Source organism: Pseudomonas weihenstephanensis, assembly GCF_001043055.1.
In the GTDB taxonomy this organism is placed as follows: Bacteria; Pseudomonadota; Gammaproteobacteria; order Pseudomonadales; family Pseudomonadaceae; genus Aquipseudomonas; species Aquipseudomonas weihenstephanensis.
Genome location: NZ_JYLF01000006.1, coordinates 148,246 through 173,577, shown reverse-complemented (window position 1 = coordinate 173,577; position 25,332 = coordinate 148,246). Strand labels below are relative to the sequence as shown.

22 protein-coding genes are annotated in these 25,332 nt (G+C 57.5%); 17 read left to right on the top strand and 5 right to left on the bottom strand.

The features are described 5' to 3' along the window. Positions 1 to 207: 207 nt before the first annotated feature. Positions 208 to 1,059: a glycine betaine ABC transporter substrate-binding protein gene (locus TU86_RS15805; RefSeq protein ID WP_048365268.1), complete on the bottom strand. Its 852-nt coding sequence runs from the start codon at positions 1,057 to 1,059 to the stop codon at positions 208 to 210. 213 nt (positions 1,060 to 1,272) lie between these two features. On the opposite strand from TU86_RS15805, the gene TU86_RS15800 reads away from it, so the two are divergent. Continuing rightward, positions 1,273 to 2,820 (top strand): glycoside hydrolase family 17 protein, encoded by a 1,548-nt coding sequence (locus TU86_RS15800; RefSeq protein WP_048365267.1) that lies wholly within the window; start codon positions 1,273 to 1,275, stop codon positions 2,818 to 2,820. A gap of 106 nt (positions 2,821 to 2,926) precedes the next feature. On the opposite strand, the gene TU86_RS15795 is transcribed toward TU86_RS15800, so the two are convergent. Then, positions 2,927 to 3,292 carry a hypothetical protein gene (locus TU86_RS15795; RefSeq protein ID WP_048365266.1) on the bottom strand — a complete coding sequence of 122 codons (366 nt, stop codon included), beginning with the start codon at positions 3,290 to 3,292 and terminating at the stop codon, positions 2,927 to 2,929. 231 nt (positions 3,293 to 3,523) lie between these two features. Between TU86_RS15795 and TU86_RS15790 the strand changes: the two genes are divergently transcribed. Both TU86_RS15790 and TU86_RS15785 read left to right on the top strand, forming a co-directional pair. Beyond that, positions 3,524 to 4,822, top strand: a complete 1,299-nt coding sequence (locus TU86_RS15790) for a serine/threonine protein kinase (RefSeq protein WP_048365265.1) — start codon at positions 3,524 to 3,526, stop codon at positions 4,820 to 4,822. After that, on the top strand, positions 4,815 to 5,603 hold the full coding sequence (locus TU86_RS15785) for an MlaA family lipoprotein (RefSeq protein WP_048365264.1): 789 nt from the start codon (positions 4,815 to 4,817) through the stop codon (positions 5,601 to 5,603). The genes TU86_RS15790 and TU86_RS15785 overlap by 8 nt, the downstream gene beginning before the upstream one ends. 43 nt (positions 5,604 to 5,646) lie before the next feature. Here the strand turns inward: TU86_RS15785 and TU86_RS15780 are convergent, their stop codons facing one another. Together TU86_RS15780 and TU86_RS15775 are read right to left on the bottom strand one after the other, a co-directional pair. Then, positions 5,647 to 6,792, bottom strand: a complete 1,146-nt coding sequence (locus tag TU86_RS15780; RefSeq protein WP_048365263.1) for a patatin-like phospholipase family protein — start codon at positions 6,790 to 6,792, stop codon at positions 5,647 to 5,649. A 27-nt stretch (positions 6,793 to 6,819) separates the two neighbouring features. Next, positions 6,820 to 7,752 (bottom strand): lipid A biosynthesis lauroyl acyltransferase, encoded by a 933-nt coding sequence (locus tag TU86_RS15775; protein ID WP_048365262.1) that lies wholly within the window; start codon positions 7,750 to 7,752, stop codon positions 6,820 to 6,822. Between the two features lie 120 nt (positions 7,753 to 7,872). On the opposite strand from TU86_RS15775, the gene minC reads away from it, so the two are divergent. The 7 genes from minC (at position 7,873) to TU86_RS15740 (ending at position 14,755) form a co-directional block, all read left to right on the top strand. Then, complete coding sequence (gene minC, locus TU86_RS15770; RefSeq protein ID WP_048365261.1) at positions 7,873 to 8,610, top strand: septum site-determining protein MinC; 738 nt, start codon at positions 7,873 to 7,875, stop codon at positions 8,608 to 8,610. Between the two features lie 201 nt (positions 8,611 to 8,811). Continuing rightward, a complete protein-coding gene (gene minD, locus TU86_RS15765; protein WP_048365260.1) occupies positions 8,812 to 9,624 on the top strand; it encodes a septum site-determining protein MinD in 813 nt (270 codons plus the stop codon). A 3-nt stretch (positions 9,625 to 9,627) separates the two neighbouring features. After that, the gene (minE, locus tag TU86_RS15760; RefSeq protein WP_048365259.1) at positions 9,628 to 9,882 is read left to right on the top strand and encodes a cell division topological specificity factor MinE; all 255 of its coding nucleotides are present in this window, start codon (positions 9,628 to 9,630) and stop codon (positions 9,880 to 9,882) included. A 39-nt stretch (positions 9,883 to 9,921) separates the two neighbouring features. Further along, on the top strand, positions 9,922 to 10,608 hold the full coding sequence (locus TU86_RS15755) for an RluA family pseudouridine synthase (RefSeq protein ID WP_125828512.1): 687 nt from the start codon (positions 9,922 to 9,924) through the stop codon (positions 10,606 to 10,608). Between the two features lie 261 nt (positions 10,609 to 10,869). Next, on the top strand, positions 10,870 to 12,159 hold the full coding sequence (locus tag TU86_RS15750) for a M18 family aminopeptidase (RefSeq protein ID WP_048365257.1): 1,290 nt from the start codon (positions 10,870 to 10,872) through the stop codon (positions 12,157 to 12,159). 135 nt (positions 12,160 to 12,294) lie between these two features. Next, the gene (locus TU86_RS15745; protein ID WP_048365256.1) at positions 12,295 to 12,477 is read left to right on the top strand and encodes a hypothetical protein; all 183 of its coding nucleotides are present in this window, start codon (positions 12,295 to 12,297) and stop codon (positions 12,475 to 12,477) included. 118 nt (positions 12,478 to 12,595) lie between these two features. Next, on the top strand, positions 12,596 to 14,755 hold the full coding sequence (locus TU86_RS15740; protein ID WP_048365255.1) for a mechanosensitive ion channel family protein: 2,160 nt from the start codon (positions 12,596 to 12,598) through the stop codon (positions 14,753 to 14,755). Between the two features lie 17 nt (positions 14,756 to 14,772). On the opposite strand, the gene TU86_RS15735 is transcribed toward TU86_RS15740, so the two are convergent. Beyond that, positions 14,773 to 15,492 carry a UTRA domain-containing protein gene (locus TU86_RS15735; RefSeq protein WP_048365254.1) on the bottom strand — a complete coding sequence of 240 codons (720 nt, stop codon included), beginning with the start codon at positions 15,490 to 15,492 and terminating at the stop codon, positions 14,773 to 14,775. Positions 15,493 to 15,835: 343 nt separating this feature from the next. Here TU86_RS15735 and TU86_RS15730 point away from each other — a divergent pair, with 343 nt between their 5' ends. The 7 genes from TU86_RS15730 to TU86_RS15700 all read left to right on the top strand — a co-directional run bounded on the left by TU86_RS15730 (position 15,836) and on the right by TU86_RS15700 (position 25,253). Next, positions 15,836 to 16,903, top strand: a complete 1,068-nt coding sequence (locus TU86_RS15730) for an ABC transporter substrate-binding protein (protein ID WP_048365253.1) — start codon at positions 15,836 to 15,838, stop codon at positions 16,901 to 16,903. Between the two features lie 118 nt (positions 16,904 to 17,021). Beyond that, entirely contained in the window at positions 17,022 to 17,837 is an 816-nt protein-coding gene (locus TU86_RS15725) for an alkaline phosphatase family protein (protein WP_048365252.1), read from the top strand. Further along, on the top strand, positions 17,834 to 18,670 hold the full coding sequence (locus TU86_RS15720) for an ABC transporter permease (RefSeq protein WP_048365251.1): 837 nt from the start codon (positions 17,834 to 17,836) through the stop codon (positions 18,668 to 18,670). The genes TU86_RS15725 and TU86_RS15720 overlap by 4 nt, the downstream gene beginning before the upstream one ends. Further along, positions 18,657 to 19,457 (top strand): ABC transporter permease, encoded by an 801-nt coding sequence (locus TU86_RS15715; RefSeq protein WP_048365250.1) that lies wholly within the window; start codon positions 18,657 to 18,659, stop codon positions 19,455 to 19,457. The genes TU86_RS15720 and TU86_RS15715 overlap by 14 nt, the downstream gene beginning before the upstream one ends. Next, positions 19,454 to 20,443, top strand: a complete 990-nt coding sequence (locus TU86_RS15710; protein ID WP_048365249.1) for an ABC transporter ATP-binding protein — start codon at positions 19,454 to 19,456, stop codon at positions 20,441 to 20,443. Before TU86_RS15715 ends, TU86_RS15710 begins: the two co-directional genes overlap by 4 nt. A gap of 34 nt (positions 20,444 to 20,477) precedes the next feature. Further along, on the top strand, positions 20,478 to 21,131 hold the full coding sequence (locus TU86_RS15705; RefSeq protein WP_048365248.1) for an HAD family hydrolase: 654 nt from the start codon (positions 20,478 to 20,480) through the stop codon (positions 21,129 to 21,131). A 156-nt stretch (positions 21,132 to 21,287) separates the two neighbouring features. Continuing rightward, positions 21,288 to 25,253, top strand: coding sequence for an RCC1 domain-containing protein (locus TU86_RS15700; protein ID WP_048365247.1), 3,966 nt, complete (start codon positions 21,288 to 21,290; stop codon positions 25,251 to 25,253). Positions 25,254 to 25,332: the final 79 nt, after the last annotated feature.

The window sequence follows — 25,332 nt, the reverse complement described above, 5'->3', positions numbered from 1 at the left end:
CAGATGAGATGGAACGTTTTCACTATTAGGGGGCTTCAATTTCTAAGCCAGACGACTTTAGTAGTAGAACCCTCAATCTGCTGTAGCCCCCGGTTTATCTAGCCCGCAAGGATAACGACATCAATTTGCCACCCCATAAATCGAAAAACCGCCGGGCAATATCGCCGGGCGGTTCTGGGGGCTGCGAGCTAGACACTTCAGCGGTTTTTAGTGGACCCACTCAGCCACGCGCTCAGGATGCTTTGCCACCCACTCTTTGGCAGCAACATCAGGCTTGGCCCCTTCCTGAATCGCCAGCATGACCTCGCCAATTTCGTCCTTTGAGTTCCAGTGGAATTTTTTCAGGAAGGCCGCCACTTCAGGCGCTTTGGTGCCTAACGCTGTGCTGCCAATGCTATTAACTGTCTCCGCAGCGCCATACACGCCTTTGGGATCATCCAGAAAGCGCAGCTTCCATTTGGCAAACATCCAGTGCGGCACCCACCCCGTGACCACAATCGGCTCTTGCTTGGCATAAGCGCGCCCCAGCTGCGAAGTCATGGCCGCGCCAGAACTGGCCTGCAATTTATAGCCCAGACCGTAATCCTTGATGGCCTCATCCGTTTTGAGCATCACCCCTGACCCGGCATCAATTCCGACAATTTTTTGCTGGAAGCCACTGTCATCTTTCAGATCCGCGATGGAGGTGGCCTTCACATACTCAGGCACAATCAGACCGATTTTTGCGTCTTTAAAGTTGGGGCCATAATCCACCACTTTGTCCTTGTTCTTGGCCCAATACTCGCCATGCGTGACAGGCAACCAGGCGGACAACATGGCGTCCAGCTTACCCGTGGCCACGCCCTGCCACATGATGCCCGTTGCGACCGGCATCAACTTCACCTCATACCCCAACGTTTGTTTGATCACTTCAGCGGCCACATGAGTCGTTGCCACGCTGTCAGACCAGCCGTCCACATACCCAATGGTCAACGTCGGTTTGGTTTGCGCGCTGGCCAACCCCGCACTCATCGCCAGCACTACAGCAGCCCCCACACTCAAGAGTCGTCGCATACTCATCACTGATTCCTCACTGTGTCGGGCCCGACGAGTGCCGGACCGCCCGAACCCACACCTTGATCATCAACGCCCCGGTACGAGCGACCTGCTCTGACGACGACATCAAGGCAACCGCAAGCGACATCACGCGTAGACGTAACAAAATTATTCACAAGCGCTGAGCACACTCAATTGCAGGTAAGATGCGCGGCTTTGCTCCTATACGGCCTGCCCATGTCCGCGACTGCCCGCTTTCCAGCCCTGCCCTACCTCTTCGCCTGTTTACTCAGCCTGTTTGCAGTTGCCGGCTTCTGGTACGGCCTGGGCCAACCCGTCCTGTTGCCCGACGCGGCCACCCCGACACACAAACTGCAATGTGCCTCCTATACCCCGTTCGACAAGGATCAATCGCCCTTCGACCAACCGTTCGTGCCGCGCATTGAGCGCATGGATGCAGACCTGGCGTTACTCGCCACGCGTTTTCAGTGCATTCGCACCTACTCCCAGGCCGGGCTCGAGGCATTACCCGAGCTGGCCCGCAAGCACGGACTCAAGTTGATGATCGGCGCCTGGGTAAGCCCGGACCCGATAGCGACCGCCGCAGAGGTCAAGGCGCTCATTGCATCGGCCAATGCCAACCCCGACGTCGTCAGTGCTGTGATCGTGGGTAACGAGGCCCTGCTGCGCAAAGAAATCACGGCCCCGCAACTGGTCGCACTGATCGAACAGGTAAAGCATCAAATCAAGCAACCGGTGACGTACGCAGACGTATGGGAGTTCTGGTTACAACACCCTGAAATCGCACCTGCGGTGGATTTTCTGACCATTCACCTGCTGCCTTACTGGGAAGATGACCCGGCAGGCGTCGACCAAGCCGTGAAACACGTCGAACAGATCCGTGAAGTCTTCGGCAGCAAATTCGCCCCTAAAGACATCCTGATTGGTGAGACCGGCTGGCCCAGCGAAGGCCGACAGCGCGAAACAGCCCTGCCAAGTCGCGTCAACGAAGCCAAGTTCATTCGCGGCTTTGTCACCCTGGCCGAACAAAACGGCTGGAAGTACAACCTGATCGAAGCCTTTGACCAACCCTGGAAACGTGGCAGCGAAGGAGCAGTGGGTGGCTACTGGGGGTTGTTTGACGCTGACCGCCAGGACAAAGGCATTCTGGCCGGGCCGGTCTCCAACTTGCCACACTGGCCCGTTTGGCTCGGCTTCGGTACAGCCCTGCTCCTCGCCACCCTGCTGATTGGCGGGCGCGTTCGCAGCACGCGTGCAGCGTTGTTGTTGCCCGCACTGGGGGCAGTGTCAGGGTGCACGATCATTGCCTGGGCTGAACTGGCCTCCGTCACCAGCCGCTTTGCCGGGGAATGGGTGTGGGCCGGGGCACTCTTGGTCTTGAACCTGATTGTGATGACCCATGCGGCGCTGGCCTTGGGGCAAAAAGAGGGGTGGCGCGAGCGCCTGTTCAACCACCTGGAGCGCCGTGCGGGCTGGTGGTTGGCCGCTGCCGGATTTGCCGGGGCGGTCATGATGCTGGGGCTGGTGTTTGAACCGCGCTACCGCAGCTTCCCCAGTGCGGCCTTGTTGCTGCCCGCGCTGGTTTACCTGCTGCGCCCCGTGTGCGGACCACGGCGTGAGTTTGGCTTGCTGGCGTTTATCATTGGCGCTGGCATTCCGTTACAGCTGTATCGCGAAGGAGTGAGCAACGAACAGGCATGGGGGTGGGCGCTGGTCAGTCTGCTGCTGGTACTCGCTTTGTGGCGCAGCGTGCGCACTCGCTGAATGAGGCTCGACCAGGCCGTGCGGCTACTTACTCAGTAGCCGCTGCGCCAGACACATAAGGCACAGCGGTCTCGGCATGCTCCCCCGACCACTGCAACAGGCCCCCTCAAATTGTGCGCGCTCTTACCAGCCGCAGCCCCGCAATCACCACTGCAAACACGGCCAGACTGGCGTTATACAACGCCAGTGCAGGCAACCCGAATGCCAACGCCACAAGCGCCAATGCATTGCCAACGCGCCCGCGTACAAAAAACGCAACCGCTGCGACTGCCACGGCAACCCAACCTATCGCCCTGAAGTGGATCAGCCACCCCAGGTTGGCGCGCAACTGACACTCCCAACGCGTCGCTTCTGCCACACACGTGCCGACCCACTGCGCATCTTCCATCAGGCCATAACGCAGGCCATAGCCGGCCGCCAGCCATACAGGCAAAGCAATTAGAAGCAATATAAACGGCAAACGAGGACACATAACAACTCCGATAAGCAAAAGCGGCGCCCAGCTTAAACGCACTTATGGGCTATGCAAGCCTTGCAATCAGATATCTGTTCACTAAAGTCATTCAACGTGTATCTTGCGATAGCTAATTGCCTGCCTGCGACAACTTGGGAATTTATTTAGGGGTGCACCACGGCACTTCGACGTCAGCCCTGTGGTCATAGCCTGCGAATCTTCTCCGCACCTTCTCTTGGGATAGTCTTCATGCTTCGTTCTCTGCCCCTCGCCGCCCTCTTGGGCGGCCTTTTACTGAGTGCGTCCGCGCAGGCGGTCGATGTCGACCCCGCCACGTATGGCTACCCGATTACCAATCCATTTGAAGCCACTATCGCGACGACTCCACCGCAGATGCGCCCGTATCTGCCGAGCGAAGATGACATCCGTCAATCGGACTACAGCCTGACGATGCGCCCTGAACGGGAGTTCACGCTGCCGGCCAACTTTTGGGCGGTTAAAAAACTCACCTACCGTATGGCCAAACAAGATCATCCCGCCCCGCTGATGTTCTTGATTGCAGGCACCGGTGCGCCCTACGACAGCAGCCTCAACGAATTCCTGAAAAAGCTGTTTTACCAGGCCGGTTATCACGTTGTGCAACTGTCATCGCCCACCAGCTATGACTTTATGAGCGCAGCCTCACGCTATGCCACCCCCGGCATCAGCCAATACGACGCCGAAGATTTGTATCGCGTGATGCAGGCCATTCGCGCGCAACAGGCCGACGTGCCCGTCACCGACTATTACCTCAGCGGGTATAGCCTTGGCGCGCTGAATGCCGCCTTTGTCAGCCACTTGGATGAAACCCGTAAAAGCTTCAACTTCAAAAAAGTGCTGATGCTCAACCCGCCAGTCAACCTGTACACCTCCATCAGCAACCTCGACAAACTGGTGCAAACAGAAGTTAAAGGCATCAACAACAGCACCACGTTCTACGAGCTGGTGTTGAACAAACTGACCGAGTACTTCAAGCAAAAAGGCTATGTCGACCTCAACGCAGCGCTGGTGTACGACATCCAGAACTCCAAAGAACGACTGACCAACGAACAAATGGCGATGCTGATCGGCACTATGTTCCGTTTCTCGTCGGCCGACATCGTGTTTACCTCGGACTTGATCAACCGCCGCGGCCTGATTACCCCGCCCAACTACCCGATCACCGAAGGCACCAGCCTGACGCCTTTCCTCAAGCGCTCGTTGCAGTGCGACTTTGACTGTTACCTGACCGAGCAGGTCATCCCGATGTGGCGCGCCCGCACCGATGGCGGCAGCCTGTTGCAACTGATCGATCAGGTCAGCCTGTACGCCCTCAAGGACTACCTGAAAAACAGCCCGAAGATCGCGGTCATGCACAATGCCGACGACATCATCCTCGGCCCTGGCGATTTGGGCTTTTTGCGTGAAACGTTCGGCAATCGCCTGACGGTGTACCCGTATGGTGGCCATTGCGGCAACCTCAACTACCGTGTCAACGCTGACGCTATGCTGGAGTTCTTCCGTGGCTAAACATCTATTACTGGCTGCCGCTTTACTGAGCGCCGGCGTCGCCCAAGCGGACAACAGCAAAGCACAGACCGAACGCACAGTAGATACCGATGGCTTCACTGAGCCATTGAAGCTGCTCAAATTCAACCCGGGACTGGATCAGCGTGAGTTCGAACGCGCCACCATGAACGCCTTGAGCGTTTACGACCCGCTGGAGTCGGTCAACCGCCGCATCTACCACTTCAACTACCGGTTCGATCAGTGGGTGTTCCTGCCGGTGGTCAACGGCTACCGCTACGTGACCCCCAGCTTCCTGCGCACCGGCGTCAGCAACTTTTTCAACAACCTGGGTGATGTACCCAACCTGTTCAATAGCCTGCTGCAACTCAAGGGCCATCGTTCACTGGAAACCACCGGGCGCCTGCTGCTGAACACCACACTGGGCGTAGCCGGTTTGTGGGACCCGGCCACAGCCATGGGGCTGCCACGCCAGAGCGAAGACTTCGGGCAAACCCTGGGCTTCTATGGCGTGCCCGGCGGCGCGTACTTGATGCTGCCGATTCTGGGGCCATCCAACCTGCGCGACACCACCGGCCTGGTGGTCGACTACGGCGCGAACCAGGAAATCAACTTCCTCAACGTGCCCCACGAAAGCACCCGCCACCCGGAAATCTGGGTGCTGGGCGCAGTCGACAAGCGCTACAACACCAGCTTCCGTTATGGCCAGTTCGACTCGCCGTTTGAATACGACAAGCTGCGCTACATCTATACAGAAGCGCGAAAACTGCAAATCGCCGAGTAAACCTCCCCCCTCCGGGCTGCGCTGCCTGCGCGCAGCCCGACGGCTAAATCCGCAGAAACGTGCACAGCTGTTTGCGTTTGGCCAAAGCATCCATGCGCCCCAGCGCGATCAACTCGCGGCAATATCCCGCTTCGAACAACAAATAACTTAACACCCCCGCGCCACTGGTTTTAGTCGCTCCCGGCCCACGCAAAAACAGGCGTAGCGCCGCAGGCAACTCATGCCGGTGACGCGCAGCAATTTCGTCAATGGGCTGGCTCGGCGCAATCACCAGTACCTCCACCGGCGACAAACCCAGGTTGTCGGTTTGCCGAGGCAGCACGCGACTGTAATGATTCAAGCGCTCCAGCAGTTCGATATCACTCTCAAGGCTGTCGATAAACGTGCTGTTGAGCAGGTGACCGCCAATCTGTGCCAACGTCGGTTGCTGCGCACTGAACTGACGTAGCGGGCTGTCTTGCGCATCTGGCCCGCGCGGGTTGCCACTGACCCCGACCACCAACACGCGGTTGGCGCCAAGATGCAGCGCAGGACTGATGGGGGCGGACTGACGGACCGCGCCATCACCGAAATACTCTTCGCCAATTTTGACCGGGGCAAACAACAAGGGGATGGCTGAACTGGCCAGTAAATGCTCAATCGTCAAGGGCGTCGGCATTCCGATCCTGCGGTGGCGTAACCAGCCGTCGATCGCGCCCTTACCCTCGTAGAACGTCACCGCCTGGCCCGATGAGTAGCCGAACGCGGTGACCGCAACCGCACGCAGTTGCTGCGCCTCAATCGCTTGATTGATGCCCGAAAAGTTGATTTTGTCGCTGAGCAACTCGCGCAACGGTGAACTGTTGAGCAGCGCCACCGGTACATGTGAGCCAAGCCCCAGCAGGCTATGACCCACAAAACGGCTGGCCTGGTGCATCACCCCCGGCCAGTCGCTGCGCAGCACGCGACGGCTTTCAAACGCCTGCCAGAACGCGGTCAAATGCTCCACCGCACGGGTAAAGTTCATTGCACCGCTGGCCAGGCTGACCGCATTGATAGCACCGGCGGAGGTGCCGACAATCACCGGAAATGGATTAGGCGCGCCCTCAGGCAGCAACTCGGCAATCGCGGCCAGCACGCCCACCTGGTAGGCCGCACGCGCACCACCCCCGGAAAGAATCAGACCTGTGACTGCCTGTGTGGCACTCAACGCAGCACTCCGAAGAGTCGATTACCCTCAGCGGCGTTTGTCGTACAACTTTGGCTCGCCCGGTGGACGTGTTTTGAACCGACGATGCGCCCACAGGTACTGCTCGGGGCACTCGCGGATAGCCCGCTCGACCCACTGATTGATGCGCAAGCAGTCCACCTCATCGCTTTCTCCAGGAAAATCCTTCATCGGCGGATGAATCACCAACCTGTAACCACTGCCATCCGCCAGTCGTTGTTGAGTAAAGGGCACAACCAGCGCTTTGCCCAACTTGGCAAACTTGCTGGTCGCCGTGACGGTCGCCGCCTGAATACCGAACAGCGGTACGAAAATACTTTGCTTGGCGCCGTAGTCCTGATCGGGTGCGTACCAGATCGCCCGCCCGGAGCGCAGCAATTTGAGCATGCCGCGCACGTCGTCGCGCTCCACGGCCAATGAATCCAGATTGTGCCGCTCACGGCCGCGACGCTGAATAAAGTCGAACAGCGGGTTGCCATGCTCGCGGTACATGCCGTCGATGGTGTGCTTCTGGCCGAGCAAGGCGGCGCCGATTTCCAGCGTGGTGAAGTGGAACGCCATCAAGATCACGCCCCGGCCTTCCAGTTGCGCCTGCTTGAGGTGCTCCAGCCCTTCTACATGGGCGAGCTTGGCCAAACGTGGTTTGGACCACCACCAGCTCATGGCCATTTCAAAAAAGGCGATGCCGGTGGAGGCGAAGTTTTCTTTCAACAGGTGTTTGCGCTCGGCCGCGCACTTGTCGGGAAAACACAGTTCGAGGTTACGCGCGGCAATACGTCGACGGTCACCGGCCACACGGTACATGAGCGCACCCAGCGCGCGACCGATACACAGTTGCAACCGGTAGGGCAGTTGAACCACCAGCCAGAGCACGCCCAGGCCGAGCCAAAGCAGCCAAAAACGCGGGTGAAAAAAAGTGGCACGAAAACGCGGGCGATCCATTAATGATTCCGGACAGACACAAGGGCCGGGCATTCTACATCGTTAGACCCCGCTTGCGGCTGGCGGGCGTTCTCGTTATAAGTCTCAGCACTTTAAGTGACAAGCCGCATTAAGCCGACCATGAGCCAAACCGAATCGCTAGACCAAGCCCCCGTGTTCCAGCTTAAGGGCAGTATGCTCGCCATCACGGTGCTGGAACTGGCCAAAAACAACCTTGAAGCCCTTGATCGCCAATTGGCCGCCAAGGTGGCTCAAGCACCCAACTTTTTCAGCAACACACCGCTCGTGCTGGCTCTGGACAAAATGCCCGCAGGCGAAGGCGCCATTGATTTGCCCGGCCTGATGCGCGTGTGCCGCCAACATGGCCTGCGCACCCTGGCGATCCGTGCCAGCCGCATTGAAGACATTGCCGCTGCCATCGCTATCGACTTGCCAGTGCTGCCGCCCTCCGGTGCACGTGAACGGCCGATTGAACCGGTTGAAGCCCAGGTCAAGAAAAAGCCCGAAAAACCGCCCGAGCCCGTGATCAAGCCGACCAAAATCATTACCACCCCGGTACGCGGTGGCCAGACGGTGTACGCCGAAGGCGGCGACCTTGTTGTGATGGCGGCTGTCAGCCCCGGTGCGGAACTTATGGCCGATGGCAACATCCATGTGTACGGGCCTATGCGCGGTCGCGCACTGGCCGGACATAAAGGCAACACCAAGGCGCGGATTTTCTGTCAGCAGCTGAGCGCCGAGCTGGTGTCGATTGCCGGCAAGTACAACGTATCCGAAGACCTGCGCCGCGACCCACTGTGGGGCGCAGGGGTTCAAATCAGTCTGTCAAGTGACATGTTGAACATCACCCGTCTTTAACGGATACTCTCGCCATTTTCCAACCGTCTCAAAAGCGCAGAGAAAACAGTTTAAATCTTGTAGGAAGTACGTAATCAGGCGGTATTGACTGCACGTCAGTGTTAGCCCGAACGACAACCCGCCAGGCCTGTTCACCTGCCGTCGTTAATAGAGATGTTATTCAGGGGCTAAAAAGTCCTTTTTCCTTAGGGGTGAAACACCTTGGCCAAGATTCTCGTGGTTACATCCGGCAAGGGTGGTGTGGGTAAGACCACCACCAGCGCCGCTATCGGTACCGGCCTCGCACTGCGCGGTCACAAAACAGTCATCGTCGACTTCGACGTTGGCCTGCGTAACCTGGACTTGATCATGGGCTGCGAGCGCCGCGTGGTGTATGACTTCGTTAACGTGGTCAATGGCGAAGCCAACCTGCAACAGGCACTGATCAAAGACAAGCGCCTGGAAAACCTGTACGTGCTGGCCGCCAGCCAGACCCGTGACAAAGACGCGCTGACCAAAGAAGGCGTCGAAAAAGTTCTGATGGAACTTAAAGAAACCTTCGACTTCGTGGTCTGCGACTCCCCGGCCGGCATCGAAACCGGTGCTCACCTGGCCATGTACTTCGCCGATGAAGCGATTGTCGTGACCAACCCGGAAGTGTCCTCGGTACGTGACTCCGACCGGATGCTGGGCCTTCTAGCGAGCAAGTCGCGTCGCGCCGAGCTGGGTGAAGACCCGATCAAAGAACACCTGCTGCTGACCCGCTACAACCCTGAGCGCGTGAGCAAAGGCGAGATGCTGGGCGTTGAAGACGTCAAAGAGATTCTGGCCGTGGCCCTGCTGGGCGTGATTCCGGAATCTCAGGCCGTGCTCAAGGCTTCCAACCAGGGCGTGCCCGTGATCCTTGATGATCAAAGCGACGCCGGTCAGGCCTACAGCGATGCGGTTGATCGCTTGCTGGGCAAAACCGTTGAGCATCGTTTCCTCGATGCACAGAAGAAGGGATTCTTCGAGCGCCTGTTTGGAGGCAACTAAGCAATGAATATTTTTGACTTCTTTCGTACAAGGAAATCACCCACCACGGCGTCGGTGGCGAAAGAGCGTCTACAGATCATCGTGGCGCATGAACGCGGCCAGCGCAGTACGCCGGATTACCTGCCAGCTCTGCAAAAAGAACTGGTCGAAGTGATCCGCAAGTACGTCAACATCGAGTCTGATCAAGTTCAAATTGCCCTTGAAAACGAAGGCAGCTGCTCGATCCTGGAACTCAATATTACCCTGCCAGATCGTTAATCAATCCGGCTGACACCACGGCGACCTGGGCGCCTTCTGTTGCAAGAAGGCTCCCACGTCGCCGTTGGCGTTTCTCATGAGGCTGTTTTAATGCCGTTGTCGAACATCCATATCATCCACGAGGACGCTGGTGTTCTTGTGGTCAACAAACCGACGTTGCTACTGTCCGTGCCCGGCCGTGCAGATGACAACAAGGATTGCCTGATCACCCGCCTGCAAGAAAACGGCTACCCCGAAGCGCGGATCGTGCATCGGCTGGACTGGGAAACCTCCGGGATCATTCTGCTGGCGCGTGATGCCGACACCCACCGCGAACTGTCTCGCCAATTTCATGACCGCGAAACCGAAAAAGCCTACACCGCCTTGGCATGGGGCCAGCCAGAACTGGACAGCGGCAGCATTGATTTGCCACTGCGCTACGACCCGCCGACCAAGCCCCGGCATGTGGTGGATCACGAGTTCGGCAAAAATGCACTGACGTTCTGGAAAGTGCTGGAGCGCTGCGGGGATTATTGCCGGGTTGAACTGACGCCCATTACCGGGCGCTCGCACCAACTGCGCGTCCACATGCTGTCTATCGGCCATCCGCTGTTGGGTGACGGTCTGTATGCCCATGAGCAAGCGCTCGCGGCTTACCCGCGCCTGTGCCTGCACGCCAGCATGCTGAGTTTCACCCACCCGCAAACCGGTGAACGCTTGCGCTTCGAGTGCCCCGCTCCGTTTTAAACACGGCCCTGCCTGTAAACGCGTGGACGGATAAGACCTGTAGGCACTGACGAGTCATACGAGGCTGTAATCGGCGCCAAAGCCGTCGTGAAACCGTTAAATCCGGTGTGTCAGCTGTACCGCAGTGATTGGGATTTACGGCCGCTTCGCGCCCGATCGCAGCCTGCGTACCTGGGCAGCGACTACAGGTCTCACGTTCATTTGAGGTCAATTCTTGCGACCAATGCGCTAAACTCGCGGCCTTGCTGTCTGGAGTAACTTATGCGCGAAGAGTTGAACCAAGGCCTGATCGACTTTCTCAAGGCCTCCCCTACCCCCTTTCATGCCACCGCCAGTCTGGTTCAGCGTCTGGAGGCCGCCGGTTATCAGCGCCTCGACGAACGCGAAACCTGGTTCACTGAAGCCAACGGGCGCTATTACGTCACTCGCAACGACTCCTCTATCGTTGCCTTCAAGCTGGGCCGCCACTCACCTTTGCACGGTGGTATTCGCATGGTCGGCGCACACACAGACAGCCCCTGCCTGCGAGTCAAGCCTCAGCCCGAACTGCAACGTCAGGGCTTTTGGCAATTGGGCGTTGAGGTGTATGGCGGCGCGTTGCTCGCCCCCTGGTTTGACCGCGACCTGTCGCTGGCCGGGCGTGTCACCTTCCGCCGCGACGGCATGGTCGAAAGCCAACTGATTGACTTCAGAACGCCTATCGCCACCATTCCCAACCTGGCGATTCACCTCAATCGCGCCGCCAACGAAGGCTGGGCGATCAACCCGCAAACCGAGCTGCCACCGATTCTGGCGCAGGTGGCGGGCGATGAGCGGGTAGACTTCCGCGCCTTGCTGACCGACCAACTGGCGCGCGAGCACGGCCTGAATGCCGACGTGGTGCTCGATTTCGAGCTGAGCTTCTACGACACCCAAAGTGCCGCGGTGATTGGTCTGAACAGCGACTTCATTGCCGGGGCACGTCTGGACAATTTGCTGTCGTGCTACGCCGGTTTGCAAGCGCTGCTCAACACCGAGACCGATGAAACCTGCCTGTTTGTGGCCAACGACCACGAAGAAGTCGGCTCCTGCTCAGCCTGCGGCGCCGACGGCCCGATGCTGGAGCAAATCCTGCAACGCCTGCTGCCTGAAGGTGATGAGTTCGTACGCACCATTCAAAAATCGCTGCTGGTGTCGGCTGACAACGCTCACGGCGTACACCCCAACTACGCCGACAAGCACGACGCCAACCACGGCCCAAAGCTCAACGCAGGCCCGGTGATCAAGGTCAACAGCAACCAGCGTTACGCCACCAACAGCGAAACAGCCGGTTTCTTCCGTCACTTGTGCATGGCCGAAGAAGTGCCCGTGCAAAGCTTTGTGGTGCGCAGCGACATGGGATGTGGATCCACCATCGGCCCGATTACCGCCAGCCACCTGGGTGTGCGCACAGTGGATATCGGCCTGCCGACATTTGCCATGCACTCCATTCGCGAACTGGCGGGCAGCCATGACCTGGCGCATCTGGTCAAAGTGTTAAGTGCGTTCTACGCCAGCCAGCAACTGCCTTAAAAAGCATTTCACTGCGCATGCTCTGGAGCACCGCAGCGGTGCTCCAGGCGAAAGGCTCAAATTTGATACACGTCACCGCAAAATTTTGTAAAGACGCCTAGACTTGAGCGCATTCATTCCTTCAGGTCCATAACAATGATTGAGATGTCTGCGTTCCACTCCATGATGATTCCCATTGTGTGCGGCATGCTGCTGCTGACCATCGGTTTCACCCTGCGCGAGCGAACCAGCGGCATCGGCGTCCTGATGATCTGGTGCGGCATGCTGCTGATTTTCGGCACCATCGTGTTCAAGATACTTGCCAAGCTGAACTCATAAACGTTTCGTTTCTTTTCGTAAAATCCAGCGATGATTGATTTCAGGCGTGACAAGAAATGAATCATCGCGGGCCCTAGCGTACACTCGCTCAACCCGCTTCCCTTGAGGTTGATCGCCCTTGTTTCTTCGTCTGCTCGCCCTGCCCTATTTCCTGCTCGCTTGCGTGCTGACGCTGCTCCCCCTGGCCTCAGCCCAGGCCGTTGGCTTGCCCGGTTTGCTGGGCAGTTCGGATAAGTCCCAGGCCCAACCCGCCGAGCCGCTGGCTCAATCGCTGGACGAGGTGATCAAAAACCTTGAGAGCGACCAGCAACGCAGCAAACTGCTGGCCGACCTGAAAAAGCTGCGCGATGCGACCAAAAAAGCCCAACCCGAGGCCGAGCTGGGAGTGCTCGGGTTGATTGGCAGCACGCTGGGTGATCTTGAAAAACAATTCACCGGCACTGACAGCCCGTCTTATCGTTGGGCACGGGAAATTGAACAAGCTCAGGACGAACTCAAAGCCCTGATGCTGCCCGCCAGTCAATGGCTGCCGATCATCTTTGCCTTTGCCCTGATCATCATGCTGTGGAGCCTGCTGGCCGCCCTGCTGATTTGGGTCAGCCATCGGGTGCGCTTGCGTTTTGGCTTGAGTGAAGAGCTGCCGCAGCACCCCAAGGCGGTGGACATGCTGCGCTTTGCCTTGCGCAAACTGGGGCCGTGGCTGGTGGCCTTGATGATCACCGTGTACATGAGTTACTCGTTGCCGTCCTCGCTAGGCAAAGATCTGGCGATGGTGCTGGCCTACGCGCTGGTTATTGGCACCTGCTTCTCAGCGATTTGTGTGATCGCGTTCTCGCTGCTCGATGGCCCGCACCGTCATCGCGCGCTGCACATTCTGCGTCATCAGGCTTTCCGCCCGTTGTGGTGGATCGGCAGTTTTGCAGCGTTCGGCGAAGCCCTCAGCGACCCGCGACTGGTGGCCACGCTGGGCGTGCATTTAGCCCATACCGCCGCGACGTTCGCCAATGTGATGGCGGCGCTGTCCACCGGGCTGTTTATCATCCGCTTCCGTCGACCGATTGCGCACCTGATCCGTAACCAGCCGTTATCGCGACGCCTGACCCGCCGCGCCTTGAGCGACACCATCGAGTTACTCGGTACTTACTGGTGGATCGCAGCACTGATTCTGGTGGGCATTTCGTTGGCCGCCACCTTCATTTCTGCTGGCGACACCAGCACCGCCTTGCGCCAATCGCTGATCTGCACCGTGCTGGTGGTGCTGTGCATGGTGATCAACGGGCTGGTGCGCCGACATGCGCACAAGCCTCAACGCGGGCACAAACGTCACGCGCTGTATTCGGAGCGCCTCAAGAACTTTGTCTACACTCTGGCGCATCTGGTGGTGTGGCTGGTGTTCATTGAATTGGGGCTGCGGGTGTGGGGCTTGTCGCTGATCCGCTTCACCGAAGGTGATGGCCATGAAATCACCGTCAAACTGTTTGGCCTGGGCGGCACGCTGTTATTTGCCTGGCTGATCTGGATTCTTGCCGACACCGCCATTCACCACGCCCTGACCCGCTCGCGCAAAGGGCTGGCGAATGCACGCGCACAAACCATGATGCCGCTGATTCGCAACGTGCTGTTCGCGGCCATTTTTATCATTGCCCTGATCGTCGCCCTGGCCAACATGGGCATGAACGTAACGCCGCTGCTGGCCGGTGCCGGTGTGATCGGTCTGGCCATTGGTTTCGGTGCGCAATCGCTGGTTGCGGACTTGATTACCGGCCTGTTCATCATCATTGAAGACTCGCTGGCAATCGACGATTACGTGGACGTCGGCGGCCACCTCGGCACCGTTGAAGGGCTGACGATTCGCACCGTGCGTCTGCGCGATATCGACGGCATTGTGCACACCATCCCGTTCAGCGAAATCAAAAGCATCAAGAACTATTCCCGCGAGTTCGGCTACGCGATCTTTCGCGTGGCGATCCCGTACAACATGGAAATCGACGATGCGATCAAACTGATGCGTGACGTCGGGCAAAAAATGCGCACCGATCCGCTTCAGCGTCGCAACATTTGGTCGCCCCTGGAGATTCAGGGCGTGGAAAGCTTCGAGTCCGGCAGCGCGATTTTGCGTGCTCGCTTCAAGACCGCGCCGATCAAGCAATGGGAAGTGTCCCGCGCGTTTAACCTGTCGCTCAAACGGCATCTGGATGAGGCGGGATTGGACTTGGCAACCCCGCGCTTGAGCGTGCAAGTCGTCACCGCGGGGAGTGGCATTTTGCAAAAGGATTAAAGCCTACGCCGATCAGATTATTGCGCCAGTACGTCGACCCCGACGTGGATCGCGTCATGTCGCCAATACTCCAGGTCGCAATCAATCAGCCGCTCGTGCTGATCGTAGTTAACCCGCGCTATGCGCAGGCCGGGGCTGCCCGTTGACACCTTCAAGGTGGCCGCCGCTTGCACAGGCAATGCCGTGGGCACGATTTCAAACTGTACCCGCCCATAGTGCAAATCGTAGTGCCGGGCATACAGCTCGGTGATTGACTGCGTGAGGTCGAACTCAAGAATCTGTGGGAAATATTGCGGGTTCAGGTAGTGCTCGACATACAACACCCGTCGCCCATCGATGCACCGCCCGCGACAGATCTGAATCACGCTCGACAGTGCGGGCAACTTCAAGCGCTCACACACCGCGGCTGACGCAGGTTGCAGGCGCGCCGAAAGCACCTGCGTGGTGGCCACCCGGCCTTGAGCGCTGACCATCGCGTGAAAGTGACTGCGCTGCATCAAGTTGTAGGCCAGGCGCGGCGGCGATATAAACCAGCCTCGGCGCTCCTCGCGATACACCAACCCTTGCGCTTCTAACTGCAACAACGCCTCGCGCAGCGTCACGCGGGTCGTGGAGAACAGTTCGCTGAGTTTGCGCTCGGCCGGCAACTGACTGCCGCAGGCCAACAGGCCACATTCAATTTGTTCTTGCAGCGCGCGGCTGATCGCTGTCACCGCTTTGGGTGCACCTGTTTGCATCAACGTTACCTATCTGGACTAGTCCAGCACCAAACACGGGCCAGCGCGGTGTTCAATAGCCGCGCCGTGAGACTGCCAAGCCTAGGCAGATCACATGACTGTTCGATGACAAACCCCGCCATAATGCCCCGATCAATCCCGCCAAACGCCCTGACTCCGGGGCTTTGGCATGGTCTACGCTTACCGGCAACGAGTGCTCAAACTTCAACGAGGCCGTGCCTGGTGGATGCCGACATTAAAGTGTCATACGTGCCCCTTAAATTGGCTCGGGTATTGCTGACCTAGACCAACCCACTGCAAACACCCATAAAACCCAGCGTTGAAAACGCCCCAGGAGCTACGGATGAAACAGTTTTTTCTGGCATCACTGTTAGGTTCAAGCATTGCCCTGTGCACCACGGCCATGGCCGCTGACGTCGACTTGAAAACCCTCGAAGCAGCAGCCCGTGCCGAAGGCACTGTCAACAGCGTGGGCATGCCCGATGACTGGGCCAACTGGAAAGGCACGTGGGCAGACCTGAATAAGCTTTACGGCCTCAAACACATCGACACAGACATGAGTTCGGCACAAGAAGTGGCTAAGTTCGAGGCCGAAAAAGACAACGCCAGTGCTGATATCGGGGACGTGGGTGCAGCCTTTGGCCCGATCGCCGTGGCCAAAGGCGTCACCCAGCCGTACAAACCGACAACGTGGGAGCAAATCCCGGATTGGGCGAAAGACAAAGACGGCAACTGGGCATTGGCCTACACCGGCACCATTGCGTTCATCGTCAACAAGAAACTCTTGCACGGCTCCGAAGTGCCGACCACGTGGTCCGACCTCAAAACCGGCAAGTACAAAGTGTCCATCGGGGATGTCAGCACAGCGGCGCAAGCCACCAACGGCGTATTGGCTGCCGCGATCGCCAATAAAGGTAATGAGACCAACATCCAGCCCGCGTTGTTGATGTTTGCCGACATCGCCAAACAAGGTCGCTTGTCACTGGCCAATCCGACCATCGCCACGATGGAAAAAGGTGAAGTGGAAGTGGGCGTGGTCTGGGATTTCAACGGCTTGAGCTACAAGGCAAAAATGGCTAACCCCGATGATTACGTGGTGCTGATCCCCTCCGATGGCTCGGTGATTTCGGGTTACACCACCCTCATCAATAAATACGCCAAGCACCCGAATGCGGCCAAGCTGACCCGCGAGTTCATCTTCAGTGATGCGGGCCAGACCAACCTGGCGCGAGGCAATGCGCGGCCGATTCGCGCTGAACACCTCAAGCTGCCCGAAGACGTGCAAAAACAACTGCTGCCAAACGAGCAGTACAAGAACGTAACGCCGATCAAAGATACCGCTGCCTGGGAGAAAACCTCCAAGGCTCTGCCGCAGCTGTGGCAAGAAGAAGTCATCATCAACATGCAATAACCCCGTAGAAGCTGCCGAGGCACGGAGGCGGCGATCTTTTTATTGAGCAAAAGATCGCCGCCTTCGCCAGCACCTACGTGGCCGGGAAGCACCTGTCCCCCTGTTTGCGGAGTCGTACATGAAACACAACGTGATTCTGGTGATCCTCGACGGTTTGAATTACGAGGTCGCCCGCCATGCCATGGGCCATCTGCAGGCGTATGTAGGGGCCGAGCGCGCCGCCTTGTACACGCTCACGTGTGAGTTACCTGCGCTATCGCGCCCGCTCTATGAGTGCATCCTCACGGGCGTGCCGCCCATCGAGAGCGGCATCGTGCACAACGCTGTTTCGCGCCTGTCCAACCAACGCAGCGTGTTCCATTACGCGCGTGAAGGCGGACTGAGCACCGCCGCCGCGGCCTATCACTGGGTGAGCGAGCTGTATAACCGCTCGCCATTTGTCATCACGCGTGATCGTCACACTCAGGCGCCCGACTTGGCGATTCAATACGGGCATTTTTACTGGAGCGACCACTACCCCGACTCGCACCTGTTCGCGGATGCTGAACACCTGCGTACGCAGCACGCTCCCAATTTTTTACTGGTGCACCCGATGAACATCGACGATGCGGGTCACAAACATGGGCTCGATTCTGCGCAATACCGCAACAGTGCGCGCTCGGCCGACATCATGTTGGCCGATTACCTGCAAGGTTGGCTGGAGGCGGGTTACCAGGTGTTGGTCACCGCCGACCACGGCATGAACAACGATCGCTCGCACAATGGCTTGTTGGACGAAGAACGCCAGGTGCCGCTGTTTGTTCTGGGCGATGCGTTCAGTTTCAACCCGGATGTTGAGCCCAAACAAACCGAACTGTGCGGCACCGTGTGCGAACTGCTGGGCGTTGCCCATGACAAACCGCTGTGCCGCGACCTGTTGAGGCCCGCCGTATGAGCCGAGGTAAATGGCTCGCGCTGTTGTGTCTGGTGCCCTTCGCGGTGTTTTTTATCGTGTTCCAGATCGCGCCGCTGGTGTGGGTGTTGATCCACAGCGTGCAATCGGAAGACAGCGGCTGGGGCCTGGCCAATTTCAGCAAGATTTTCAGCTCCAGGTTTTACTTGCAGGCGATCCAGCACAGTCTGGAGATCAGTTTTTGGTCCAGTGTGTTTGGCATTGTGATTGCCGTGCTCGGCAGCTATTCATTGCGCAAAGTGGATTCGCGCCTGCGTAACTTCGTTAACGCCTTCGCCAACATGACCAGCAACTTCTCGGGTGTGCCACTGGCGTTTGCGTTCATCATCCTGCTGGGGTTTAACGGCAGCATCACGATCATGCTCAAACAGGCGGGCATCATCGAGGATTTCAACCTTTACTCGAAAACCGGGCTGATCATTTTGTACACCTACTTTCAGATTCCGCTGGGGGTGTTGCTGCTGTATCCCGCCTTCGACTCGCTGCGTGAAGACTGGCGCGAGTCAGCCTCATTGCTGGGCGCCAACAGTTGGCAGTTTTGGCGCTTCATCGGGCTGCCTGTGCTGACCCCCGCCCTGCTCGGCACCTTCGTGATTTTGCTGGCCAATGCGCTGGGCGCCTACGCCACGGTGTACGCACTGACCACGGGCAACTTCAACGTGCTGCCCATTCGAATAGCCGCAATGGTGTCGGGCGACATCAGCCTGGACCCCAACATGGCCAGCGCTCTGGCGGTAATTCTGGTTGGGCTCATGACCTTGGTCACGCTGGTGCACCAGTGGCTGCTAAAGAGGAGCTACCATGTTGCGCGTTGAATCTGCGTCGGGCAGTGTCTACCACCGCTGTGTGGTGTGGCTGTTGTTTCTCATCCTGCTGCTGCCGCTGCTCGGCACGCTGGTTTACTCCATTGCCAGCAGTTGGTCGGCGACCATTTTACCCAGCGGTGTCACCTTCAAGTGGTACAGCCAACTCTGGGGTGACCCGCGCTTTTTGACCGCCTTCGGTCAGTCATTACTGGTGTGTGTGGCCGCACTGGTGCTGTCGGTGGTGCTGATTTTGCCGCTGCTGTTTGTCGTGCATTACCACTTCCCCAAACTCGATGCGCTGATGAATATCCTGATCCTGCTGCCCTTCGCTGTGCCGCCGGTGGTGTCATCCGTGGGGTTACTGCAACTGTATGGCTCCGGCCCGCTGCAAATGGTCGGTACTCCGTGGATTTTGATCGGCTGTTACTTCACGGTGGCGTTGCCGTTCATGTACCGCGCCATCACCAACAACCTGCAAGCGATCAACCTGCGAGACCTGATGGACGCCGCGCAACTGCTGGGTGCCAATACGTGGCAAGCCGCTTTTCTGGTGGTGCTGCCCAACCTGCGCAAAGGCTTGCTGGTGGCACTGCTGCTGTCGTTCTCTTTCCTGTTCGGCGAGTTTGTATTCGCCAATATTTTGGTCGGCACCCGCTACGAAACCTTGCAGGTGTTTCTGAACAACATGCGCAACAGCAGCGGGCATTTCACCAGCGCGCTGGTGATCTCCTACTTCCTCTTTGTATGGGTGTTGACCTGGGTTGCCACCTTTCTGAACAAGGACAAAAACCCATGAGCTTCGTCAGCGTCGAACACCTGCAAAAGAGCTACGCCTCCACCCCGGTGTTCAGCGACATCAATTGCAGCATCGCCCAGGGCGAGTTCGTCACCCTGCTCGGCCCTTCGGGTTGCGGCAAGTCCACCCTGTTGCGCTGCATCGCGGGGCTGACGCCGGTGGATGATGGCAGGATCCTGCTCGATGGCGAAGACATCGTGCCGCTGAGTCCGCAAAAGCGAGGCATCGGCATGGTGTTCCAGAGCTATGCGCTGTTCCCCAACATGACCGCCGAACAAAACGTCGCCTTCGGCTTGCGCATGCAAAAGGTCAATGCCACTGACAGCCACAAGCGCGTGGCCGAGGCCCTGCAACTGGTCGAACTCAACGACTTTGCAAAGCGCTACCCGCATCAGTTGTCTGGCGGGCAATGCCAGCGTGTGGCCCTGGCCCGGTCGCTGGTCACCCGCCCGCGCCTGTTGCTGCTCGATGAGCCGTTGTCTGCGCTGGATGCACGTATTCGCAAGCACTTGCGCGAGCAAATCCGGCAAATTCAGCGTGAACTTAACCTGACTACGATCTTTGTCACCCATGACCAGGAAGAAGCGCTGACCATGAGTGACCGCATCTTCCTGATGAATCAGGGACGTATCGTACAAAGCGGTAATGCACAAACCTTGTATGCCGCACCCGTGGATGCGTTTGCGGCAGGCTTCATCGGCAATTACAACCTGCTCGACCCCGAGGCGGCCAGCCGTCTGTTGCAGCGCCCGGTCAGCAGCCGTATCGCGATTCGCCCGGAAACGTTGGGCTTAAGCCTGCACGGTGAACCCGATGCGCTGATCCGCAGTCACAGCCTACTGGGCAATGTGATTCGCTATCGCGTCGAGGTACGCGGCGTGGAGTTGATTGTCGATGTGCTCAACCGCTCACCGACCGATCTGTACCCCGACGGCCAACGCGTGGCACTGTCCATCGATGCAGGCACCCTGTGTGAGGTAGCCTGATGTTCTTGAATTCACTAAAAAGAGAGCTGCGCTGATGGCCTTGGCAATTTTTGATCTGGACGAAACCCTGATTCATGGCGACTGCGCCACCCTGTGGAGCGAGCAAATGGGCCGCCTGGGCTGGGTCGATCCCACATCCTTCATGGCGCGCAATAACGAATTGATGGCAGCTTACAGCCGGGGTGAACTGGCGATGGAAGACTTCATGGCCTTCAGCCTGGAGCCGTTGATCGGCCGTACACCTGAGGAGGTCGCACATTTAGTCGAGCCGTGGGTAGAGGACTATATCGAGCCGATCATTTTCAGCGATGCCTGCAAAACCATCGCCGAGCATCGCAAAGCCGGTGACCGGGTTCTGGTGATCTCGGCATCAGGTACGCACTTGGTGAACCCGATTGCTGAGCGTCTGGGTATCGATGAAGTGCTGGGTATCGAACTTGAGGTCAAGCATGGGGTGTATACCGGTCACACCGTTGGCACCCTGACTTACCGCGAGGGGAAAATCACGCGTTTGCTGGAGTGGTTGGACGCCGAGGAAGAAAACCTGGAAGGCGCGAGTTTTTATTCCGATTCGCGCAATGATTTGCCGCTATTGAAGAAAGTCGATCATCCGCATGTTGTGAATCCTGATCCGGTGTTACGGGAACACGCGCGAGAGGCCGGATGGCCGATTCATGATTGGATATAACCACTTCCCACTCTTCACCAAGGCCTGATCAGCCCTCCCCGAACAGGCCTTTTTAGTCATTGCAATGAAGACCTTCCTGTCATTTCTGACAGTAGCGCAGCCTTGGCATTGAGTATGAAATGACTCCAGTCATCACGACAATATGGAGCCGTCACAATGCATACGCCACTGACCACCCTTCAACCAGTCGATATCCCTGGCTCAACCGGTGCTTTAGCAAGCGGTGAGCTGGGTATCAATCTTGCTGCCGCGCAAAAGAACTTCCCGGACAGAGGTCTGCAAGTTCGGATTAATCCGTGGACCAATATGGCACCTGGAGACAGGCTGAATGTCATCCTGACGGATAACAGTGGTCCGGTTATTGTGGCCAGTAAAAGCATCAATATCGGTGAAGAAAATCAGATTGTTACGGCTTTTATTGCATCTGCACGCTTAAAAGAAGGCTCTTACAGCGTCAGTTATAACGTATTGCGTACAGGGGCCTCAACGCCCGAGCCCTCGGTCCCCGTGGACATCTACATTAAATTGACACTGCCAGGCGGCCAGGATCAGAACGGTGACACCCCTGGCCATTCGGGACTGCTCTTTCGCTTACCCGATGAGGTTATCGCGAACGGCGTCGATAAAGAGATGGCAATGGCGGGTATCAAAGTCACCATCCTTCCTTATTTGCACATTACCGAGCTGGACATTATCGACTTGATCTGGGGCTCGCAGCACATCAAGCACGAGGTGAGCAAAGCACAAGCTGAAAACCCGATCCAGAACCCTATTGAAATAATCATCGACTACGAAACGATCCTCGCTGCCGAGGACTCGGATGATTTACCGGTGGCCTTCGAGGTCTATGACCTTGTTGACAACCAATCTGAAGACTGGAGTGCAGAGCAACGCATTGTGGTGGATACCCAGGCCAATCGACTGGAAGCCCCAATTCCTGATGCACTGGTGGATGGCAACACTCTGGATCTAGACCTGCTTGAGGGCGAGACCACGAACGTGGCCGTGGTCTGTTTTGCACCTTCATTTGCTATTGGGGACAGCTTTGTACTGACACTCAAGGGCACCACGACCGACGGGGTTGCGGTGATAGAAACCTACTCACAGTACATTGACAAAGTCCCTAAGGTTTATGAAGTCCCCGTCTCCGTTCCCCTGCTGCGTAAGTTGGCCAAGACTACCGTAGCGTTTTCCTACGAGCTGACCAAAGGAAATGGTTCCGGAAAACGCCAGTCCAAAGCCATTTTTGTCATGGTCATAGGACAGCCTTACCTGCTTAAAGCCCCAACAGCTATCGACGCCTCAGCGGGCGCGCTCGACCCCGAGCTGACCGAGACCACCATCGAAATTCCATTCGACGCCTCCATGAACGCTGGTGATTCGATCGACTTGCAATGGCTCGGCACACTGCCGGACGGCAGCATCTATTTACCAAAACTGCGGTCGCACTTGATTACCGGTTCAGAGTGGGCTGCCCAACAACCCATCAATATGTACATTGATGGGCAGCACCTAAAGCTTATCGAGGGGGGAACGCTAGAGCTTTTTTACATACTGATGGGTAGCAGTTCCGAACGTAAATCACTGCATACAGCCCGGTTGAATGTCGGTGAACCCCGGGCAGAGTTGCCTGCGCCTTCTGTCGACAAGGTGGAGGGCGTCATCGATCCTGAGCTGTTTCCGCGCGGCGTCACACTGATTGTGCCGATGTATAACGGCATACAATCCGGCGACACTGTGTATTACAACTGGGTGGGCTCTCAAACCGGCAAGACCCAAGACTGGATCAAACTCAACAGCAGTTCGGCTACGCGCGAAATTCCTTTTCAGATAACTAAAGAACACGTCACGCCCAATCTGGGCGGCACGATAGAAGCGTCTTACTGGGTTGAACGTGCCAACGGTGACATCAGCCAATCAAACATTTTGCCACTCAGTGTGGGCGAAGCTCAAAACGAACTGCTTACCCCTGCTTCTATAGAAGGGGTAGTCGAGGGCGGGGTTCTGGACCTGAAAGGGATCGGTGAAAAAGGCGAAGTCACTGTCACGATAGAACCTTGGATCAGTTCTCCTGACGACCCTAAAAACGAAATGAATCCAGGGGATCAGGTATTTATGACGTGGACGGCTGACAATGGAGCCGCTCCCTACACTGATTACCGGTCCATTACCGGGAGCATGGACAATAAACCCGTGCTTTTCTATGTTCCCTATGCCGACGCCATCAAGTTCCTAGACACGACTGTAACCGTGACCTATCGCGTGGACCCGTATGACACTGAGGCCAACGACAGAGCATCGGCTCCCTTGAAATTCGTGGTCAGCCTTGCTGAGAGCCAGTTACCGGCTCCGCAGATCAAGCAGGCTAAAGGGGACACTCTCAATCCTGGTGACGTGCGCGAGGGTGCTACGGTTTTGATTCAAAAGGCCGGCCTCAAAAAGAACGATCAGGTCACGCTTGAATGGAAAGGCCAGCCTGGCAGTGGCACGGTGTCGAAAAATAAAACCGTGAGCCAAGATGGTGAAGATCTGGAAATCACGGTCGAGTACGCGACGGTTATCGCTAATGACGGATTCGATATTGAACTGTTCTATAACGTAGCGCGTGCAGACGGCACGCCGCAGGCTCCTTCGGCGAGCGCAGAATATAGCGTCATGAGCGCGGTCGGCTCAGGTGTGATCAAGGTGCTGGGCGCGCGGTACAACCGCAGTACCTCTCGGGCATATAGCTCGTCGCAAATATTGATGGCGTTTAACGCCAATACTGACCAACCCCTTACGGCTCAATGGCAGTATCAGGGCGATACCGGCTGGGTGGCAGCCTCCGTGTGGCGTGATACAGCACCCTGGAAGATCCTTCACGTACGCACCACAGATGATGCCGTCCACTTAAACCCGGCCAATATTATCGGCTCCGGCCATGAGAGCTATAACTCAACCTATTCGGCCTTCGTCGCTCATCGCAACAAAGGCGACATGACTGGCTGGGGCTACGCGACCAGTGGAGGCGCGATTCCGGCGACCATCATCACCTATGACGATGTCGCTGAAGTCAGTTGCACCCGCAGTGCTTATGCGGCACGCCGGGTAGACGGACGTGTAGCGGTCTGGGGTACTGCCAGCGAGGGCGGTTCTTATAATTTACCGCTGTCGGACTTTATAGAGGTCATCCCCAATACGGTTGCTTTTGCCGGGATTAAAACCGAAGGCACGATCGCCGCATGGGGCACAGCCTCTAGTGGTGGCACTGTCCCCGCCGAACTCTCGGGGTATAACGACATTCGTCATATTTACGGCTCCTCGACCGCGTTCACTGCCCTGCGCAACAATGGCGCAGTGATTGCCTGGGGCGCCGCCGGCTCGGGAGGGACCGTTCCAGCCGACATCGCTGGACTGACGGACATCAAGCAAGTTGTTGGTAATTACTATGCGTTTGCAGCCGTACGTGAAAACAAACGCATCGTGGCCTGGGGCAATAGCAGTTATGGTGGTGCCGTCCCGGCAAACATTGCTGGCCTCGATAATGTCGATTACATCGCTAGCGGGAATATGTATGCCTTTGCCGCGCTGCTTGAGACTAAATCGGTGGTGGCATGGGGACATTCCTCGTATGGAGGAACCGTCCCCTCCGACATCGCCGGTTTGACTGATATCGTGTCTGTCGTGAGCACTTGGCAATCGTTCGCAGCGCTCAGGGAAAACGGTCATGTTGTGGCTTGGGGCGGGGCTGCCAATTCCGGCGGAACGGTCCCGACAACCATCGCGCAGTTGGACGATATCGTACAGCTAGCCGGTAATGGCAGCGCATTTGCGGCCTTGCGTAAAAACGGCAGAGTGGTGGCATGGGGGCTGGCGTCTACCGGTGGGGATGTATCGCCTGTGGCCTCGCACCTGACCGATGTTCAAGCGATATACGCCAACAACAATGCCTTCGTAGCCCTGACCTCCGACGGCCGTGTCGTGACATGGGGGGATCCGACCGGTGGTGGCAACAGCAGCGCTGTCCAGGACTTCCTCAAAGATAAAGTCACCTACAAGGCCACAAACGCGACACGCGGCCGTGGACTGATGGCAAACCGCTGGTTGCTTAAGCACACGTCGTCCAAACCTCTGCCCCGCTGATTAACCTGCATTTAACAATTATTCCGGCGCGCCTGCGGGCCGCCGGATCCGTTAAAAAGCCAGAGATCAGCGATGCCGA